Source organism: Ancylobacter crimeensis (assembly GCF_023016805.1).
Lineage (GTDB): Bacteria > Pseudomonadota > Alphaproteobacteria > Rhizobiales > Xanthobacteraceae > Ancylobacter > Ancylobacter crimeensis.
The window spans coordinates 39024-56790 of the sequence record NZ_JALKCH010000015.1; the positions used below are offsets into that span (position 1 = coordinate 39024).

General features: G+C 67.7%; 18 protein-coding genes. 5 read left to right on the forward strand and 13 right to left on the reverse strand.

Going from position 1 to position 17767, the window contains the following annotated elements; translation table 11 throughout:
* Positions 1-34 precede the first annotated feature (34 nt).
* The 4 genes from purL (at position 35) to MWN34_RS18220 (ending at position 3477) form a co-directional block, all read left to right on the forward strand.
* Positions 35-2242, forward strand: a complete 2208-nt coding sequence (gene purL, locus MWN34_RS18205) for a phosphoribosylformylglycinamidine synthase subunit PurL (RefSeq protein WP_247030791.1) — start codon at positions 35-37, stop codon at positions 2240-2242.
* Positions 2243-2254: 12 nt separating this feature from the next.
* A complete protein-coding gene (locus tag MWN34_RS18210) occupies positions 2255-2491 on the forward strand; it encodes a BolA family protein (RefSeq protein ID WP_247030735.1) in 237 nt (78 codons plus the stop codon).
* Positions 2492-2646: 155 nt separating this feature from the next.
* A complete protein-coding gene (gene grxD, locus MWN34_RS18215; protein ID WP_247030736.1) occupies positions 2647-2985 on the forward strand; it encodes a Grx4 family monothiol glutaredoxin in 339 nt (112 codons plus the stop codon).
* A 102-nt stretch (positions 2986-3087) separates the two neighbouring features.
* A complete protein-coding gene (locus MWN34_RS18220; RefSeq protein ID WP_247030737.1) occupies positions 3088-3477 on the forward strand; it encodes a DUF1801 domain-containing protein in 390 nt (129 codons plus the stop codon).
* 77 nt (positions 3478-3554) lie between these two features.
* Here the strand turns inward: MWN34_RS18220 and rpsD are convergent, their stop codons facing one another.
* From rpsD to MWN34_RS18240, 4 genes are all read right to left on the reverse strand, one after another.
* The gene (gene rpsD, locus MWN34_RS18225) at positions 3555-4172 is read right to left on the reverse strand and encodes a 30S ribosomal protein S4 (protein WP_247030738.1); all 618 of its coding nucleotides are present in this window, start codon (positions 4170-4172) and stop codon (positions 3555-3557) included.
* A gap of 209 nt (positions 4173-4381) precedes the next feature.
* The gene (locus MWN34_RS18230) at positions 4382-5650 is read right to left on the reverse strand and encodes a lytic murein transglycosylase (protein ID WP_247030739.1); all 1269 of its coding nucleotides are present in this window, start codon (positions 5648-5650) and stop codon (positions 4382-4384) included.
* A gap of 116 nt (positions 5651-5766) precedes the next feature.
* The gene (gene murI / locus MWN34_RS18235; protein ID WP_247030792.1) at positions 5767-6624 is read right to left on the reverse strand and encodes a glutamate racemase; all 858 of its coding nucleotides are present in this window, start codon (positions 6622-6624) and stop codon (positions 5767-5769) included.
* 136 nt (positions 6625-6760) lie between these two features.
* The gene (locus tag MWN34_RS18240) at positions 6761-7597 is read right to left on the reverse strand and encodes an RNA methyltransferase (protein ID WP_247030740.1); all 837 of its coding nucleotides are present in this window, start codon (positions 7595-7597) and stop codon (positions 6761-6763) included.
* A 277-nt stretch (positions 7598-7874) separates the two neighbouring features.
* Here MWN34_RS18240 and MWN34_RS18245 point away from each other — a divergent pair, with 277 nt between their 5' ends.
* The gene (locus MWN34_RS18245) at positions 7875-9086 is read left to right on the forward strand and encodes an NADP-dependent isocitrate dehydrogenase (protein WP_247030741.1); all 1212 of its coding nucleotides are present in this window, start codon (positions 7875-7877) and stop codon (positions 9084-9086) included.
* A gap of 50 nt (positions 9087-9136) precedes the next feature.
* Here the strand turns inward: MWN34_RS18245 and MWN34_RS18250 are convergent, their stop codons facing one another.
* The 9 genes from MWN34_RS18250 to MWN34_RS18290 all read right to left on the reverse strand — a co-directional run bounded on the left by MWN34_RS18250 (position 9137) and on the right by MWN34_RS18290 (position 17754).
* A complete protein-coding gene (locus MWN34_RS18250) occupies positions 9137-10474 on the reverse strand; it encodes a cyclic nucleotide-gated ion channel (RefSeq protein WP_247030742.1) in 1338 nt (445 codons plus the stop codon).
* Positions 10475-10501: 27 nt separating this feature from the next.
* Complete coding sequence (surE, locus tag MWN34_RS18255) at positions 10502-11266, reverse strand: 5'/3'-nucleotidase SurE (protein WP_247030743.1); 765 nt, start codon at positions 11264-11266, stop codon at positions 10502-10504.
* 39 nt (positions 11267-11305) lie between these two features.
* The gene (gene serS, locus MWN34_RS18260; RefSeq protein ID WP_247030744.1) at positions 11306-12637 is read right to left on the reverse strand and encodes a serine--tRNA ligase; all 1332 of its coding nucleotides are present in this window, start codon (positions 12635-12637) and stop codon (positions 11306-11308) included.
* A gap of 116 nt (positions 12638-12753) precedes the next feature.
* Positions 12754-13545, reverse strand: a complete 792-nt coding sequence (gene tatC, locus MWN34_RS18265; protein ID WP_247030745.1) for a twin-arginine translocase subunit TatC — start codon at positions 13543-13545, stop codon at positions 12754-12756.
* A complete protein-coding gene (tatB, locus tag MWN34_RS18270; protein ID WP_247030746.1) occupies positions 13542-14495 on the reverse strand; it encodes a Sec-independent protein translocase protein TatB in 954 nt (317 codons plus the stop codon). Before tatB ends, tatC begins: the two co-directional genes overlap by 4 nt.
* Before the next feature lie 72 nt (positions 14496-14567).
* Entirely contained in the window at positions 14568-14795 is a 228-nt protein-coding gene (locus MWN34_RS18275) for a twin-arginine translocase TatA/TatE family subunit (RefSeq protein ID WP_247030747.1), read from the reverse strand.
* Between the two features lie 245 nt (positions 14796-15040).
* Positions 15041-16150: an ABC transporter ATP-binding protein gene (locus tag MWN34_RS18280; RefSeq protein WP_247030748.1), complete on the reverse strand. Its 1110-nt coding sequence runs from the start codon at positions 16148-16150 to the stop codon at positions 15041-15043.
* Between the two features lie 30 nt (positions 16151-16180).
* Entirely contained in the window at positions 16181-16924 is a 744-nt protein-coding gene (scpB, locus tag MWN34_RS18285) for an SMC-Scp complex subunit ScpB (RefSeq protein ID WP_247030749.1), read from the reverse strand.
* Positions 16921-17754, reverse strand: a complete 834-nt coding sequence (locus MWN34_RS18290) for a segregation and condensation protein A (protein WP_247030750.1) — start codon at positions 17752-17754, stop codon at positions 16921-16923. The genes scpB and MWN34_RS18290 overlap by 4 nt, the downstream gene beginning before the upstream one ends.
* Between the last annotated feature and the right edge of the window lie 13 nt (positions 17755-17767).

Here is a 17767-nt window from a genome sequence, read left to right on the forward strand (position 1 = left end):
CCCCGAGCCCAACCTTGATGATGGCGGTCGCATGATCCCCAACGAACCGAAGATCACGCCGGAACTCGTTGCCGAGCACGGCCTCAAGCCGGATGAGTATGAGCGCATCCTGAAGCTCATCGGCCGCGAGCCGAGCTTCACCGAGCTCGGCATCTTCTCGGCGATGTGGAACGAGCACTGCTCCTACAAGTCCTCGCGCCTGCACCTCAAGGGCCTGCCGACCAAGGCGCCCTGGGTGATCCAGGGGCCGGGCGAGAATGCCGGCGTCATCGACATCGGCAACGGGCTGGCCGCCGTCTTCAAGATGGAGAGCCACAACCATCCGTCCTATATCGAGCCGCACCAGGGCGCGGGCACCGGCGTCGGCGGCATCCTGCGCGACGTCTTCACCATGGGGGCCCGCCCGATCGCGGCGCTGAACGCGCTGCGCTTCGGCGACCCGACCCACCCGCGCACCCGGCATTTGGTGGCGGGCGTGGTCTCGGGCATCGGTGGCTACGGCAACTCCTTCGGCGTGCCGACGGTGGGCGGGCTCGTGGGCTTCCACACCCGCTATGACGGCAACTGCCTCGTGAACGCGATGGCGGTGGGCCTCGCGGAAGCGGACAAGATCTTCTACGCGGCGGCGACCGGCGTCGGCCTGCCGGTGGTCTATCTCGGCTCCAAGACCGGGCGCGACGGCATTCACGGCGCAACCATGGCCTCGGCCGAATTCGGCGAGGGTGCGGAGGAGAAGCGCCCGACCGTGCAGGTCGGCGATCCCTTCGCCGAGAAGCTGCTGCTGGAAGCCTGCCTCGAGATCATGGAAGCGGGCTGCGTCGTCTCCATCCAGGACATGGGCGCGGCAGGGCTCACCTGCTCGGCGGTCGAGATGGGCGCCAAGGGCGATCTCGGCATCGAGTTGAACCTCGACAACGTGCCCTGCCGCGAGGCCGGCATGAGCGCTTACGAGATGATGCTCTCCGAGAGCCAGGAGCGCATGCTCATGGTGATCGCGCCGGGCAAGGAAGATGAGGCCGAGGCGATCTTCCGCAAATGGGGGCTCGACTTCGCCATCGTCGGCTACACCACCGACACGCTGCGCTTCGTGGTGAAGCACAAGGGCGAGACCGTCGCCGACCTGCCGATCAAGGAACTGGGCGACGAGGCTCCGCTCTATGACCGGCCCTGGGTCGAGACGCCCAAGCAGGCCCCGATCGACCCCGCGAGCCTTGAGGTGAACCACACCATCCCCGGTATTCTGGAACGGCTGATCGGCTCGCCCGACTTCGCCTCCAAGCGCTGGATCTGGGAGCAGTACGACCACCTCATCCTCAACAACACCGTGCAGCGCCCCGGCGGCGACGCGGCGGTGGTGCGGGTGAACGAGGGGCCCAAGGCACTCGCCATGACCACCGACGTGACCCCGCGCTATTGCGAGGCGGACCCGTTCGAGGGCGGCAAGCAGGCGGTGGCGGAAGCCTGGCGTAATCTGGTAGCCGTCGGCGCCAAACCTCTGGCGTTGACCGACAATCTGAACTTCGGCAATCCCGAGAAGCCGGAGATCATGGGCCAGCTCGTCGGCTGCCTGAAGGGCATCGCGGAAGCGGCGAAGGCGCTCGACTTCCCGGTCGTGTCCGGCAATGTCAGCCTCTACAACGAGACTTTCGGCCGCGCCATCCTGCCGACCCCGACCATCGGCGGCGTGGGCGTGCTGGACGACGTGTCGAAGACCATCAGCCTCGCCTTCGAGAATGCCGGCGAGGCCATCCTGCTGATCGGCGAGACCAAGGGCTGGCTCGGCCAGTCCGCCTTCCTCGCCGAAATCCTCGACCGCGAGGACGGCGCCCCGCCGCCGGTCGACCTCGCCGCGGAGCGCCGCAATGGCGATTTCGTCCGCAGCCTGATCGAGGAAGGGCTGGTCACCGCGGTGCATGACGTATCCGACGGCGGCCTGCTGGTCGCCATCGCGGAAATGGCGCTGGCCTCCGGCATCGGCGCCAACCTGCTGGCCCCGCCCGCCGGCGTCTCGCCGCTGGGCTGGTGGTTCGGCGAGGACCAGGCGCGTTATGTCATCACCTGCGGCAATCCGAAGAACGGCATCCTGAAGCGGGCCGAGGAAGCCGGCGTCCCGATCCAGAAGATCGGCGCCACGGGCGGCGACCGCATCACCGTGCCGGGCGAGCGACCCATGCCGGTGGACGCCCTGCGCGAGCGCAACGAAGCCTGGCTGCCCATCTATATGGGCGCGGGCCTTATCTGAGGGGCTGACGCCATGGCGATGGAAGCAACAGAGATCGAGCGCCTCATCCGGCAGGGCCTGCCGGACGCGCAGGTCATCATCCGCGACCTCGCGGGCGACGGCAACCACTACCACGCGACCGTCGTGAGCGAGGTGTTTCGCGGCAAGTCGCGGGTGCAGCAGCATCAGCTAGTCTACAAGGCGATCGGCGAGCAGATGGGCGGCGTGCTCCACGCGCTCGCTCTGCAGACCGAGGTGCCGAAGGACTGAGTGCCGACGGGTATCGGAGGACGAGCCGGGCCGCGACAGCGCGCCCGGCTTCGTTTATATCTGCGCCCAAGGGTTGAATGGCGCGCTGCGCGCCATCACTTACGTCACGGACAACAGCGGCCTCCCGGCGGAGGCGTGAGACGGGTGAGCGTCACATGAGCATTCAGGATTTCATCGACTCCCAGGTGAAGAGCAACGACGTCGTCGTCTTCATGAAGGGCACTCCGCAATTTCCCATGTGCGGTTTCTCCGGCCAGGTCGCACAGATCCTGAACCATCTCGGCGTCGATTATAAGGGCATCAACGTGCTCGATTCCGACGAGATCCGGCAGGGTATCAAGGACTACACCAACTGGCCGACCATTCCGCAGATCTTCGTGAAGGGCGAGTTCATCGGTGGCTGCGACATCGTCCGCGAGATGTTCCAGGCCGGCGAACTGCAGACCCTGCTGGAAGAAAAAGGTGTGCCGGTGATGGGCCGCGCCACGGCGTGATCTCAGGCAACGGCAAGGCTGAAGGCGGGGCGCATGAGCGCCCCGTTTTCGTTTCGGCACCCTGCCGCCACGCCTTGCCCTCACTGACAGAGGAGAAACCCCGTGCCGAAGACCTCCGCCACCGCGCCGGACAAGGTCAGCCGCCTGATCGACGCACGCATCGCGGAACTCTCCGACTGGCGCGGCACAATGCTCGCTCAGGTGCGCACGCTCATCCGCAAGGTGGACCCCGGCGTGGTGGAGGAATGGAAGTGGCGCGACGTGCCCACCTGGTCGCACAAGGGAATTCTCTGCACTGGCGAGACCTATAGAAGCGTGGTGAAGCTGACTTTCGCCAAGGGTGCCCGTCTGGCGGATCCGCATGGCCTGTTCAATGCCAGCCTCGATGGCCGTGTGCGGCGCGCCATCGACCTGCACGAAGGCGACACGCTGGATGCGCAGGCGTTCACCGCCCTGGTCCGTGCCGCGATCGCCCTGAACGACAGCGCCTGAGCGCGCATTGCTTCGCTCCTGCCCAACAAAAAAGCCGCCCCGAAGGGCGGCTTTTCCGTGGGTCCGAAGACCGGAAATCAGCGCGAGTAATACTCGACGACGAGGTTCGGCTCCATCACGACCGGATAGGGCACCTCGTTCAGCTCCGGCACGCGGGCGAACTTGGCGGTCAGCTTGGAGTGATCGACCTCGAGATAGTCCGGAACATCGCGCTCGCCGGAGGCGACCGCTTCCAAAACCAGCGCGAGCTGCTTGGAGGCGTCCTTCACCTCGATCACGTCGCCGATCTTCACCTGATAGCTCGGGATGTTGACGCGGCGGCCGTTCACCTTCACGTGGCCATGGCTCACGAACTGGCGGGCGGCGAACACGGTGGGGACGAATTTGGCGCGGTAGACGACCGCATCGAGGCGACGCTCGAGCAGGCCGATCAGCTGGGCGCCGGTGTCACCCTTCAGGCGGGCGGCTTCGACATAGGTGGCGTAGAACTGCTTCTCGCCGACCGAGCCGTAATAGCCCTTCAGCTTCTGCTTGGCGCGCAGCTGCACGCCGAAGTCGGAAAGCTTGCCCTTGCGGCGCTGACCATGCTGGCCGGGGCCGTATTCACGCTTGTTGATCGGGCTCTTTGCACGACCCCAGATGTTCTCGCCCATGCGGCGATCGAGTTTGTGCTTGGCCGAAATGCGCTTGCTCATTGCGCTGGTCCTCTTCGCATAGGTTGCGGATTGGATCGCGCCCCCTCCTGTGCCCTCCTCAAGAGGGCCGACAGATCGTGCTCGAACGCGCCGGGCACGGTCACGGGTGCGTGAAACATCTTCGCCGGACGTGCGAGCGCCCGGCGAGGTGTGGGTGCATAGGCGGAAAGCGGCTGGAGGTCAAGGGCGCGCGCCTCGGCACCTGCCTTCTAGCGTCCTTTGCGGAGCGCTTCCAGCACGTCCAGCCCCGCATAGCCGTCGGCCGGGGCGAGGCCGGCCTTCTGCTGAAAGTCGCGCACCGCCTTCATGGTGAGGTTGCCGACCCGCCCGTCGGTGCCGCCGGTGTCGAAGCCGGCCGCCGTGAGGCGCTTCTGTACCTCCTGCACCTCCGGCAGCGTCAGCGGCCGCTCTCCGCCGGGAAAGGGCGTGACGAAGGGCTTCTCGCCCAGCACCCGGTCGCCGAGATGGCACACGGCGAGCGCATAGTTCATCGAAGGGTTGTAGGACTTCACCGCATAGAAGTTCTTCGTCAGCAGGAAGGCGGGTCCCTCCGGACCGACCGGCGCCCATAGCCGCGCGACCGCCTTGGGATAGGCGAATCGTCCCCCGCCCGCCGGCTTGATCCCCTGCTTCGCCCACGTTTCGACCGGCTTGCTGGTGCGCTCGTCGGCAAGGCCCGCGGGCAGCCCTGCCATCGTCACCTCGAATCCCCAGGGCAGGTCGCGCTGATAGCCGCCGCGCTTGAGGAGATAGCGCGACGTGCCGGCAAGCGCGTCGCCGATCTCATAGGGGGAAATGCGGCCGTCGCCGTCATAATCGGTGCCGAGATTGAGCCAGACCTCGGGCATCCACTGGGTGTGGCCCATCGCGCCCGCCCAGGAGCCCAGCATCTCGTCCGGCGTGCCCCAGCCGCGCTGCACGATGAGCAGGGCGTTGATGAGCTCGGTCTGCCAGTAGGCCTGCCGGCGCGGCTCGCCCCAGGCCAGCGCGGCGAGCGAGTTGAAGACGGGTTTCATGTGATCCGGATCGGTGACCAGCTCGCCGAAGGCCGTCTCCATGCCCCACAGCCCGAGGAGGATGTCCGGCGCGACGCCGAAATCGGCCTCCAGCTTCTTCAGCAGCCGGGCATTCGCCTTATAGGCCGCCACGCCGGTCCGGATGCGCCAGTCCGAGATGCGGCGGTTGAGATACTGCCAGAGCTGTTCGCGGAACTCCGGCTGCGCGCTGTCGCGGGCATAGACCGAGGTGTCCGGCACGATCCGGCTCATCACCCGGTCATAGACGGCATCCGACACCCCACGCGCCCGCGCCTTGTCGCGAAAGGAGGCGACGAAAGCCGGGAAGCCCTGCCGCGCCGCCTCGGCCTCGACGGCGCCCGGCCCGATGCCCAGCGTCGCCAGCGCGACGGTGGCGCCGAGGCCGACCAGCAGCCGGCGACGGTCGGGCCATTCGATGAAAGGACTTTCGCTCCGCCGCACCTGCCGCTCCTGCTCGTCACGCGCCGCCGATAGCGACGCAGCGTCACCGCGCGATCTTGGCAAGGCGAAGATGGCCCCGGCAAGGCCCCGCGAGGCGACGTGCGTTCAGGATGTCGTCAGACGCTCGCGACGAGCGGGGCCAGATCGAGCAGGTCGTTCGCCTGCGCCGGGGCGCCGGCCAGCGCCTCCACCAGCGCCTGGTCGAAGGGCGTGCCGGTCGCGACCAGCGTGAGGGGCTCTGGCTGGAAGCGCTGCGGCGCTGGTCCCAGAAGCGAGCCGAGGCGGCGGGCGATAGCGGGCGCGGGATCGACCCAGCGCACCGGCCATGGCGCGAGTCGCTGGAGGCGATCGAGCAGCAGCGGGTAATGGGTGCAGGCTAGCACCACCGTATCGGTGCGGCGCCCCCCCGCCTCCACGAAAACCGGAACGATCTCGGCGGCGATGTCGGCATCCGGCACGGCGCCTCCGGCCATCGCCTGCTCGGCGAGGCTGGCGAGGCGCTGGCTGCCGACGAGAGTGACCGCGCAGCCATGGCCGAATTCGCGGATCAATGCCTGCGTATAGTCCCGCTTCACCGTGCCGGGCGTGGCCAGCACGCTGACGAGGCCGGAGGCGGAATGCTCGCAGGCCGGCTTCACCGCCGGCACCGTGCCGACGAAGGGAATCGCGTGGCGCGCGCGCAAGGCGGGCAGCACGACGGTGGAGATGGTGTTGCAGGCGATGACCACCGCATCGGGCCGGTAGCGCGCGATGAGCGCATCCATGACCGCCAGCACCCGCGCCAGCACGGTTGCCTCGTCCAGCCGGCCATAGGGAAAGGCCGCATCGTCGGCCGCGTAGACGTAGCGGGCATCCGGCCGTACCCGCTTCAGCTCCCGGAACACCGAGAGCCCGCCGAGGCCGGAATCGAACACCAGAACGGTCGGTGCGCGTGTGCTGTCTGACATGGCGGCCGGGAAGGCGACGGTGCGCATCGGACTGCCGGCTCGGGTGAGCCCCGCCGTCATGCTGCAGGGGTGAGTCTCGATCGACATGGTCTTCGCCCTTCTAGCAGGCGGCATTGTGGCCATACGCGGTGAAGAAAGCGTTGATGCCGCGGCGGGCAGCCTCTCACTCGCGAGGCTCGCTTTCCCCCTTCTTCGCCGCGCGCGCGGCCTTCGCGGCGGACTGGCGGCCCTGGCGCCCTTCCCGCCCCTCCGCGAGCGCGACCACCATGCCGTGCAGGGTTGCAAGATCCTGCCGCGTGAGGTTCTGCCGATGGAAGATGTTGCGGATGTTGCGGATGGTGGACGGCTTCTTTTCCGGCGAGCGGAAGAAGCCGGCCGTCTCCAGTTCGCGCTCGATATGGTCGAAGAAGGCGAAGAGGTCCGCCCGGTCGGCCTGAAGCGAGCGATCCGGCGGGGCGAAGGGCAGCGCGCCATTGGAGGCGAGCTTGAACCACTCATAGCCCACCACCGCCACAGCCATGCCGAGATTAAGCGAGGCGAAGGCCGGGTTCACCGGCAGGGTGAGGATGGCGTCGGCCAGCGACACCTCTTCCGTATAGAGCCCGGTGCGCTCGCGCCCGAACAGGAACCCGACATCCTCGCCGGCGGCCAGCCGGCCCGCCGCCTCCCCCGCCATGACGTCGGCACCGAGGACAGGCTTCGCCATCCCGCGCTCCCGCGCCGTCGTGGCGGCGACGAATTGCAAGTCCGCAACGGCGGAGCGCACGTCGGGGAAGAGCCGGGCGCTGTCGAGGATGCGGTCGGCCCCGGAGGCGAAGGTCACCGCCTTCGGATTCGGCCAACCTTCGCGCGGATTGACGAGCCGCAGCCGCGACAGGCCGAAATTGCCCATGGCCCGCACCGCCGAGCCGATATTCTCGCCGAGCTGCGGCTCGACCAGAATGATGACCGGCCCGCCTTCGGTCCAGGGCTTCGTGCTGTCGGTTCCTGCGCCAGGCATGTGTCGTCTCCGTTGGCGGCCCGTCATAACGGCAGGACCGCGACTTGCGAAGCCCGGACCTCGATCGGGCGGAATGACGCAACGGCAAGTCCTGCGACGACACGACCGTGCGGTTGGGCGGAACGAACCATGCGAGCGGCGCGGATCTTGCGGGACGCTTCGGCCCGGCCGCGCTTTCCTGCGACGCGGTAGCGCGCTATCACCCACCCACCGGCGTCCGCCGCGCGGACGGACGCCGAGGCCCCATTACGATTCTGCTTCCGTGCGAGGTGACACCATGGCGAAGATCAAGGTCGCAAATCCCGTCGTCGAACTCGACGGCGACGAGATGACCCGCATCATCTGGCAGTACATCAAAGACAAGCTGATCCACCCCTATCTCGACATAGACCTCGAATATTACGACCTTAGCGTCGAAAACCGCGATGCGACCGCCGATCAGGTAACGATCGACGCCGCCGAAGCGATCAAGCGGGTCGGCGTCGGCGTGAAATGCGCCACTATCACGCCGGACGAAGCCCGCGTGAAGGAATTCAACCTGAAGAAGATGTGGCGTTCGCCCAACGGGACGATCCGCAACATCCTCGGGGGCGTGATCTTCCGCGAGCCGATCATCTGCAAGAACGTGCCGCGTCTCGTGCCGGGATGGACGCAGCCGATCATCGTCGGCCGCCACGCCTTCGGCGACCAGTACCGCGCCACCGACTTCAAGGTGCCCGGAAAGGGCAAGCTGACGATCAAGTTCGTCGGCGAAGACGGCACCACCATCGAGCACGATGTCTATGACTTCCCCGGCTCGGGCGTCGCCATGGCGATGTACAATATCGACGAGTCAATCATCGAGTTCGCGCGCGCCTCGCTGAATTACGGCCTGATGCGCAACTACCCTGTCTATCTCTCGACCAAGAACACGATCCTCAAGCAGTATGACGGTCGGTTCAAGGACATCTTCCAGCAGATCTACGATGCCGAATTCAAGGCCGAGTTCGAAAAACGGAAGATCTGGTACGAGCACCGCCTGATCGACGATATGGTCGCCTCCGCGCTCAAATGGTCCGGCGGTTATGTCTGGGCCTGCAAGAACTATGACGGCGACGTGCAGTCCGACATCGTGGCGCAGGGTTTCGGCTCACTCGGCCTCATGACCTCGGTGCTGATGACGCCGGACGGCAAGACCGTGGAGGCCGAAGCCGCCCACGGCACCGTGACCCGGCACTACCGCGAGCACCAGAAGGGCAAGGAGACCTCCACCAACTCCATCGCCTCGATCTTCGCCTGGACCCGCGGCCTCTCCCACCGCGCCAAGCTCGACGACAATGCCGACCTCGCCGCCTTTGCCGCGACGCTGGAAAAGGTGTGCATCGACACGGTCGAGAGCGGCTACATGACGAAGGACCTCGCACTCCTCGTCGGCGCCGACCAGAAGTGGCTCTCGACCACGGGCTTTCTCGACAAGATTTCCGAGAACCTGTCGAAGGCGCTGGCCTGAACATCGGCTGTCCGTGACAACGAAACGGCGGCCTGTGGGCCGCCGTTTTGCTATTCCGCCTTGCCCGCCACCTCGCTGGCGGCGATGTCCCCGCTCGACTGCAGCGGCCGCGGGCCGTATTTCTCGTGTGCCATGGCGCGGATGCGCCGGCCGATCTCGGGACGACGGCGCATCACCATGTCGAGATCGTCCGCGCTCAGGATGAGCAGCATGGAGCGTCGGCGTGCCCGTGCGGTCGCGGCGCGCCTCGTGTGGTTCAGAAGCGCCAGTTCGCCGAAGAACTGTCCTTCGCCTAGCACCACCGGACCGTCGTCGAATTCGAGATCCACCTCGCCGGAGGCGATGAAATACATCGAGCGCGCCGGCTCGCCGCGCCGCTCCAGGATCTCGCCGGGCTCGGCGGTGTGCGAGGACAGCAGGCGGTGGATCTCGCCGATCGCCGCAGCATCGAGATCGGCGAAGAGCGGCACCCGCGCGACCATGCCCCAGGTGATGACGAAGTCGCGCCGCTTGATGGTCTCGGCGAAGGCCGTCGCGATGATGCCGACCGGCAGCGCCAGCGTAATGACGCCCGCCAGCATGGTAAAGCCGGCGATGATGCGACCCGGCATGGTGATCGGCACCACGTCGCCATAACCCACCGTGGTGATGGTCGCCAGCGCCCACCACATGGCGGCGGGAATGGAGGAGAACGTGTCGGGCTGCGCGCCACGCTCGGCAATGTACATGGCGGAGGCCGACACCAGCACCGCGGCGGCCACCAGCCAGAAGCAGGCGAGCAGCGATTGGCGTTCCGAGCGCAGCACGTCCAGAAGGGACTGCATGCCCGGCGAATAGCGGGCCAGCTTGGCGAAGCGCAGCACCCGCAGGATCGCGAGCGCGCGCAGGTCGAGCCCGCTGGTGAGGAAGGCCACGGCGAAAGGCAGCCACGCGATGAGATCGACGATCGCCGGCAGGCTGCGGACATAGCGCCGTCGCGCCTTGGCGGCCGACAACCCGCGATAGCGCGGATTCTCCGGCGCCACCCAGACACGCACCATATATTCCACCGCAAAGACGACCAGCGAGGCCATTTCGAACAGGCGGAATTCCGGGCGATCGTGCAGCAGCAGGCTTGGCACCGTTTCCAGCAGGGCTGCCAGCGTGTTGAGCACGATGAGCAGGATGAGGACGCGGTTCACCTGTTCGGCGGTGCGGTCCTGCGCCGAATCGCGCTCCAGGATCTCATAGAGCCGCCGCCGGTTGGCCCGGCTGAAAAGCCAGCGCCGGTTGGCCCAGCGGGCACCGGCGCCGGTCGGCGCGCGCCCGCCGGGCGGCGGCACGGTCTGCCCGCCGTTTCCCGTACCGGAGGGGTCGGCACCCTTTTCTCCACCCGGCACCTCCCCCATGGATGGCTCCTGTTGCCGGGCTGCCGCTCAATCGGCGAAGACGCGGGCGAGCCGGGTCATTTCCGGCTCGTCCGTCATGTCGAGCCGCAAAGGTGTGACGGAGATGCGCCCCTCGTCCAGCGCATGCAGGTCCGAACCGTTCACCGTCTCGAAGATGCGGCGCTCGAAGGCGATCCAGTAATAGGGATTGCCACGCCCGTCGGCTCGCTCGTCGATACGCAGCAGTTCCTGATTGCGCTTGCCTTGGGACGTGACCGCGATGCCCTTCACCTCTCCGATCGGACGGTTGGGGAAGTTCACATTCACCACGATACCGGGCGGAATGCCGGCATCGAGCACACGGCGCACGACGTCGGCACCATAGTGCTCCGCGACGGTATAGGGCGGGTGGCTGCGGGTTTCCTTGCCATAGGCCTGCGACAGCGCGATGGACGGGACGCCGAGCACGGTGCCCTCCATCGCCCCGGCCACCGTGCCGGAATAGCCGACATCCTCCGCGACGTTCTGGCCGCGATTGACGCCGGAGAGCACGAGATCGGGCTTCAGGTCCTGCAGGATGTGGCGCACGGCCATGATCACGCAGTCGGTCGGCGTGCCCTTCACGGCGAAGCGCTTCTCCTCGATCTGCCGCAGCCGCAGCGGGTCGGAGAGCGAGAGCGAATGCGAGACGCCGGACTGGTCGAATTCCGGTGCCACCACCCACACATCGTCCGAGAGCGCGCGGGCGATCCGCGCGCACACGTCGATGCCCGGGGCGTGGATGCCGTCGTCATTCGTGACCAGAATCCGCATCAGCCTCTCTCCCTTCGGCGCCCGGCGGGGCGCTCCCTGTTACGGCTTCTCGATCCGGGTGAGCCCGCCCATATAGGGCCGCAGCACATCCGGTATCGCGACGGAGCCGTCCGCGTTCTGATAGGTTTCGAGGATCGCGACCAGCGCCCGCCCCACCGCCACGCCCGAACCGTTCAGCGTATGGACGAAGCGCGGGCCCTTCGCATCCTTCGGGCGATAGCGCGCATTCATGCGCCGCGCCTGAAAATCGGTGCAGGTCGAGCAGGAGGAAATCTCGCGATAGGCGTTCTGCCCCGGCAGCCAGACCTCGATGTCGAAGGTCTTGCCCGAGGCGAAGCCCATGTCGCCGGTGCACAGCCGCATGACGCGGAAATGCAGGCCGAGCTTCTTCAGCACCGCCTGCGCGCAGGCGAGCATGCGCTCATGCTCGAAGGGCGACTGATCCGGCGTGGTAATCGACACCATCTCGCATTTGGTGAACTGGTGCTGGCGGATCATGCCGCGGGTGTCGCGCCCCGCCGCCCCCGCCTCGGCGCGGAAGCAAGGGGTGAGCGCGGTGAGGCGCAGCGGCAGCTCCTCCTCGGCGACGATGCTCTGCGCGACGAGATTGGTCAGCGGCACCTCGGCGGTGGGGATCAGCCAGTGCTCGTCCCCGGCACGGAACTGGTCGTCGCGGAACTTCGGCAGCTGCGCGGTGCCGAACATCGCCTCGTCCTTCACCAGAACGGGCGGCGAGACTTCCAGATAGCCGTGTTCGGTGGTGTGGGTGTCGATGAAGAACTGGCCGATGGCCCGCTCCAGCCGGGCAAGCTGGCCCTTCAGCACCACGAAGCGGCTACCGGAGAGCTTCGCCGCCGCCTCGAAATCCATCAGCCCCCAGGCTTCGCCGATCTCGAAATGCTGCTCGGGCTTGAAGGTGTAGTCCCGCCACATCGGCACCGGCACCTCGCCGGAGGGCAGGTCCGGGCGCGGCACCAGTTCGTAATCGACGTTCTCCGTCTCGTCCTTGCCGTCCGGCACGTCGTCGAGCGGAACATTGGGGATCGCGGCGAGCTGGCCGTTCAGTTCCTCCTCCGCCGCCTTCACCTCGACTTCCAGAGCGGGGATGCTGTCCTTCAGGCCGGCGACTTCGGCCATCAAGGCCTCGGCCTTCGCCTCGTCCTTGGCCTTCTTGGCGGCGCCGATGTCCTTGGAGGCGGCATTACGGCGGGCCTGCAGCTCTTCCAGCTTCACGATGCCGGCACGGCGGCGCTCGTCCAGCGCGATGAGACCCTGCACCAGCGCGGACGCCTCGGCCGCATCGGTGCCGCGCCGCGTCAGCGCGCGAATGAGGCCCTGGGGCTCCTCGCGGATCCATTTGATGTCGTGCATGGCCGTCTCGCTCTCGTCCCCTATGGGATTGTCCCGGCCATCTGCCGGGACTGGCAGGACGTACCCAATGCGCGCGGCGCCGACAAGCCTTCCTGTCCGCGCGGCGCACCTGCAGTCTACTGCGGCCCCGTTTCGGCCTCGTCCGCCGGACGGTGCTTCTTCTCGACAAGCTTCACCAGAAACACCGACACCTCGTAGAGCAGGAGCGTCGGGATCGCGAGCGAGAGCTGGCTGATGACATCCGGCGGGGTGAGCACCGCCGCGACGATGAACACGCCGACAATGGCGTAGCGGCGGAATGAGCGGAGCTGCTGCGAGGTGACGATGCCGATCTGCGCCAGCAGGGTCAGGATCACGGGCAGTTGGAAGCAGATGCCGAAGGCGAAGATCAGCGTCATGATCAGCGACAGATATTCGCTGACCTGCGGCAGCATCGAGATTTCAGCCTCGCCCGGGGAAGCGATCTGCTGCATCGACAGGAAGTAGTGCATCGCCAGCGGCATCGCGACGAAATAGACGAAGGCCGCCCCGATCAGGAAACAGATCGGCGTCGCGATGAGGTAAGGCCGGAAGGCGTTGCGCTCATGCTTGTAGAGCCCGGGCGCGACGAACATGTAGACCTGCGTCGCCACGATCGGGAAGGCGAGGAAACCGGCGCCGAACATGCCGAGCTTGATCTGCGTGAACAGGAACTCCTGCGGCGCGGTGTAGATGAGCTTCACATGCTCGGTGCCGCCGGCGGCGAACTCATAGGGCCACAGCAGCAGGTTGTAGATGTAGCGGCCCAGCATGAAGCAGCCGATGAAGGCCACCAGAAAGGCGATGAGCGACTTGATGAGACGGGCGCGCAGCTCGACCAGATGCTCGATCAGGGGCGCCTTAGAGGCGTCGATCTCCTCCTGACTCACGAAGAGGCTCCTTCATCGCCCGGCGCTTTGGGGGCGGCAGTGTCGGTGGTGCGGGTTGCGGCCTTGCGCGGGCGCGGCGCGCGGGCCGGCGTATCGGTCGCGGCCTCGCCCGGCGGACGGGCGACCTTGGCGCGCGGGGCTCGGGCGGGTGCCTTACGGGCGGGCGGGGCCACCTCGGACGAAGGCGCGGCGGAAGCGGATGCGGAAAGCGGTTGGCCTTCGAACAGATCCCCGGTCGCGTCATCGTCGAGATCCGCGGCGGCGGATGCGATCTGCCGGGCCTCGGATGGGCCGGCTGCCTTCGGCTTGCGGGGAGCACGCGGCGCGTTTGCAGGCTTCGCGGCGGGCTTGGCAGTCTCTCCGGCCGCGGCCGTCCTGGTGCGGGTGCGTTTCGGCGGCCCGGCCGGCGCCGGGTCGGGTACGGCCGGCTTCACGTCAGCGACGAGAGCCTCCTGGGGCGTCGCCGAAGCGGACGGTGGAGGCGGCACATGGTCGAGCGCACTCGATTCGACGGGCGCGGTCGGCGCTGCCGGCAGCGGCTCGGCGACGCCCTGCGGGGCCTCGGCCGGAGGCGGCGCGGCGATGCGTCCCTCGATCTGGTCGATCGCCGCCTTCTCGTCCACCGGTTTGGCGCTCGCGGGCTGCGCTGCCGCCGCATTCATCTCCTTTTCGAGATCGTGCAGCGGATTGGTCGGAATGGCGGCGGAGATCGCGTTGCGCGTATCCTCGCTGAAGGAGGTGAAATCCTTCTTCAGCCCCTCGCGCAACCCGTCGAGTTCCGCCTCGCGCAGCGCCTCGCGGAACTGGCCCTGGAACTCGCCGGCCATGCGGCGCAGCTTGCCGACGCCCTGCCCCACGGTGCGCAGCACGGCCGGCAATTCCTTGGGCCCGATCACGACCAGCGCCACCACGCCGATCAGCATCATCTCGGACCAGCCGATATCGAACATGACGCGCACGGGGCCGCGCGGCGGCGGCCCCTCCCCGTTCCGGAAGCCTCAGGTGAAACGCCTCAGCCGACCTCAGCCGACGCGGGTGCGCTCCTGCTCGACGGTCTGCTGGTGGTCCAGCGTGCGGATCGGCTCGGCCGGCTTGGCGGGCGGGGTATCGTCGTCATCCGCCATGCCCTTCTTGAACGCCTTGATGCCCTTGGCGGCATCGCCCATGAGGTCCGACAGCTTGCCGCGGCCGAACAGCAGCAGCACCACGACGAGCACGATCAGCCAGTGCCAGATGCTCAGCGATCCCATGACTAAAACTCCCTGTTTCGTTGTGCCGCCGGCCACGCCCGGAGAGATCCTTCGCAAGGAAGGTGGACCGCCTGTCCCCTGTGGCCGCGCACTGTCGAGCGAACACTAGAGCATCGCGGGGGAAAGTGGCAGCCGGATTTTCGCGCAGGCCGCGCCGCATGGGGACGCAGCGATCACGTTGTCGCAGGCGTACCGCACTCGGAAACCGCCCCTCGCCGCCGCGCCCGCGCGTGACCTCTCGTGATCTATGAAGTCTCCGCCGCGAAGACAAGCACCTCCGCAGCCTCGATCTCCACGCCGACCTCATGGCCCCGCTCCAGCCCCGCCAGCGGTCGGCGGCGCGCGACGAGGTGATCGTCGAGACCGTCCACAGCTACCTCATAGAGATCGAGCTCGCCGAGGAACCGATGCGCCACGAGCCGGCCGCGGCGTCCTGCGCCCGGCGCCCGCAGGCCAACCCCCTGCGGGCGGATCGCGGCGATGCCTGCCGCACCCTCGGCCAGTCCCGTAGCCGGCCAGCGGCCGAGCGGGGTTTCCAGCATCCCGGCCTTCACCCGACCGGGCACCTCGTTCAGCTCGCAGAAGAAGCGCGCCGCGGCGAGATCGGCGGGATGTCGATAAAGCTCCTCCGGCGTGCCGATCTGCACCAGCGCGCCGGCGCGCATCAGCCCGATGCGGTCGCCGAGCCGCATCGCCTCCTCGGGGTCGTGGGTCACGATGATCGAGGTGGCACGGACCTCGCGGAGCACGTTCAGCGTCTCGGTGCGCACGCTGTCGCGCAGGCGGCGGTCGAGCCCGGAAAAGGGCTCGTCCATCAGCAGGATCCCCGGTCGTGGCGCCAGCGCCCGCGCCAGCGCGACGCGCTGCTGTTCGCCGCCCGAAAGGGTGTGCGGATATTCGCCGGCATAGCGCTCCAGCCCGACACGGGCGAGCGCCCGCCGTGCCTCGACCTCGGCGTCGGCCGTGTTCATGCGGCGCAGCCCGAAGGCCACATTCTCCAGATTGGTGAGATGTGGGAACAGCGCATAGTCCTGGAACACCAGCCCGATATTACGCCGCTCCGGCGGCACGAAGCCCTCCGGCCCCGCCAGCACCCGCTCGTCCAGCAGGATGCGCCCGGAATCCGGCCGCTCGATGCCGGCGATGAGGCGCAGCAGCGTGGTCTTGCCGCAACCGGAATGGCCGAGCAGGCAAATGATCTCGCCGGGCTCCGCGGTGAAGGACACGCCGCGCACCGCGGGCACGTCGCCATAGGCCAGGCGCACATCCTCCACGATGAGCCGGCTGGCGAGCGCGGCCGGCGTCCGCATGCCTGCGCAATGCCCCTCGCGCACGGGATGATCGACCACGCTCATGCCATTCCCTTTTCCGTCCGGACGCGACCGTCAGTCCGCGGCGCCATGGGGCGCGCCCTCCTCGTCGCCGTCCTCCGGCTCGGGATAGGGCGCCAACGCCAGGTCCACAAGATCGGGTTCGAGCGGATCCTCGTCGTCGCGCAGGGTTTCCTCGTCGCTGGGCAGCGGCACGGTGAGGCCTGCCGGAACGCGGGCGTCGATCAGCCCGGTGCCCTTCAGTTCCTCGATGCCCGGCAGATCCTGTATCGCCTCCAACCCGAAATGGCTGAGGAAACCGAGCGTCGTGCCATAGGTGATCGGGCGCCCCGGGCTGCGGCGACGTCCCCGCATGCGCACCCACCCGGTTTCGAGCAGCACGTCCAGCGTGCCCTTGTTGGCGGAAACACCGCGGATCTCCTCGATTTCCGCACGCGTGACCGGTTGGTGATAGGCGATGATGGCAAGCGTCTCCAGCGCGGCGCGGGAGAGCCTGCGAGGTTCCGGCTTGTCCCGCGCCAGCAGGAAGCCGAGGTCGGGTGCGGTGCGCATGGTCCAGCAACCGGCAACACGAACGAGGTTCACGCCGCGGACGGCATAGTCGGAGGACAGCTCGGCCAGCAGAGAGGAGAGGTCCGAACCCTCGGGCAGCCGTGCCGCCAGCGTTTCCTCGTCGAGCGGTTCGTCGCTCGCGAACAGCATCGCCTCCAGCAGCCGGAGCCCGAGCGCGCGATCCGGGGTCACGGAAGGATCGGGATGGGCGCGGAAGGCTTCCGAGCGAACAGCGTCCGCGCTCATGGCGCGCCCTCGCTGGCGGGGCCGGAAGGCGTGCCGCGCAGACGAATCCAGATGGGGGCGAAGGGGCCGTCCTGCTGCACCTCGATCAGCCCCTCCCGCACCATTTCGAGGCTGGCGGAAAAGCCGGAGGCAAGCGCGGTGGCGCGCATCTTCGGATCGGCCATCCAGTTCAGCAAGAACCCGTCAAGGCGCGCCCAATCGGCATTCCCCGTGCCATCTGCCGCCAGCCGGCCGATCAGCCGCTGCAGCCGCTCGCGCGCATCGGCCAGCGAGAGCACGTTGCGGGGGGCGAAGCGCACCTGGGAGAGCGCCGCGCGTTGACGTTGCGCGCCATAGGCGGCCAGCAGATCGTAAAGGGTCGCCTCATAGACCGGGCGCCCCTCGCTGCGCAGGGGTTCCGGCGCGCCACGGGCGAAGACCTCGTGGCCGAGGCGGTCGCGCGTCGCCAGATGGGCGGCGGCGGCGCGAATCCGCTCCAGCCTCCGCAGACGCTCGGCAAGGTCGGCCGCGAGATCGGCGGCGCTCGGACCTTCTTCCTTCGGCGGTTCGGGGATCAGCAGCCGCGACTTGAGATAGGCCAGCCACGCAGCCATCACCAGATAATCCGCCGCCAGCTCCAGCCGGATACGCCGTGCCTCCTCGACGAAGCGCAGATATTGCTCGGCCAGCTCAAGGATGGAGATGCGCGCCAGATCGACCTTCTGCGTCCGGGCGAGCGACAGCAGCAGGTCGAGCGGCCCTTCGAACCCACCGACATCGACGACGAGCGCCGGCTCGCCGGATGCACCTGCGGCATCCTCGGCCATGAAGGCTGGATCGGTCTGCGCCATTGCGGATGAGCCG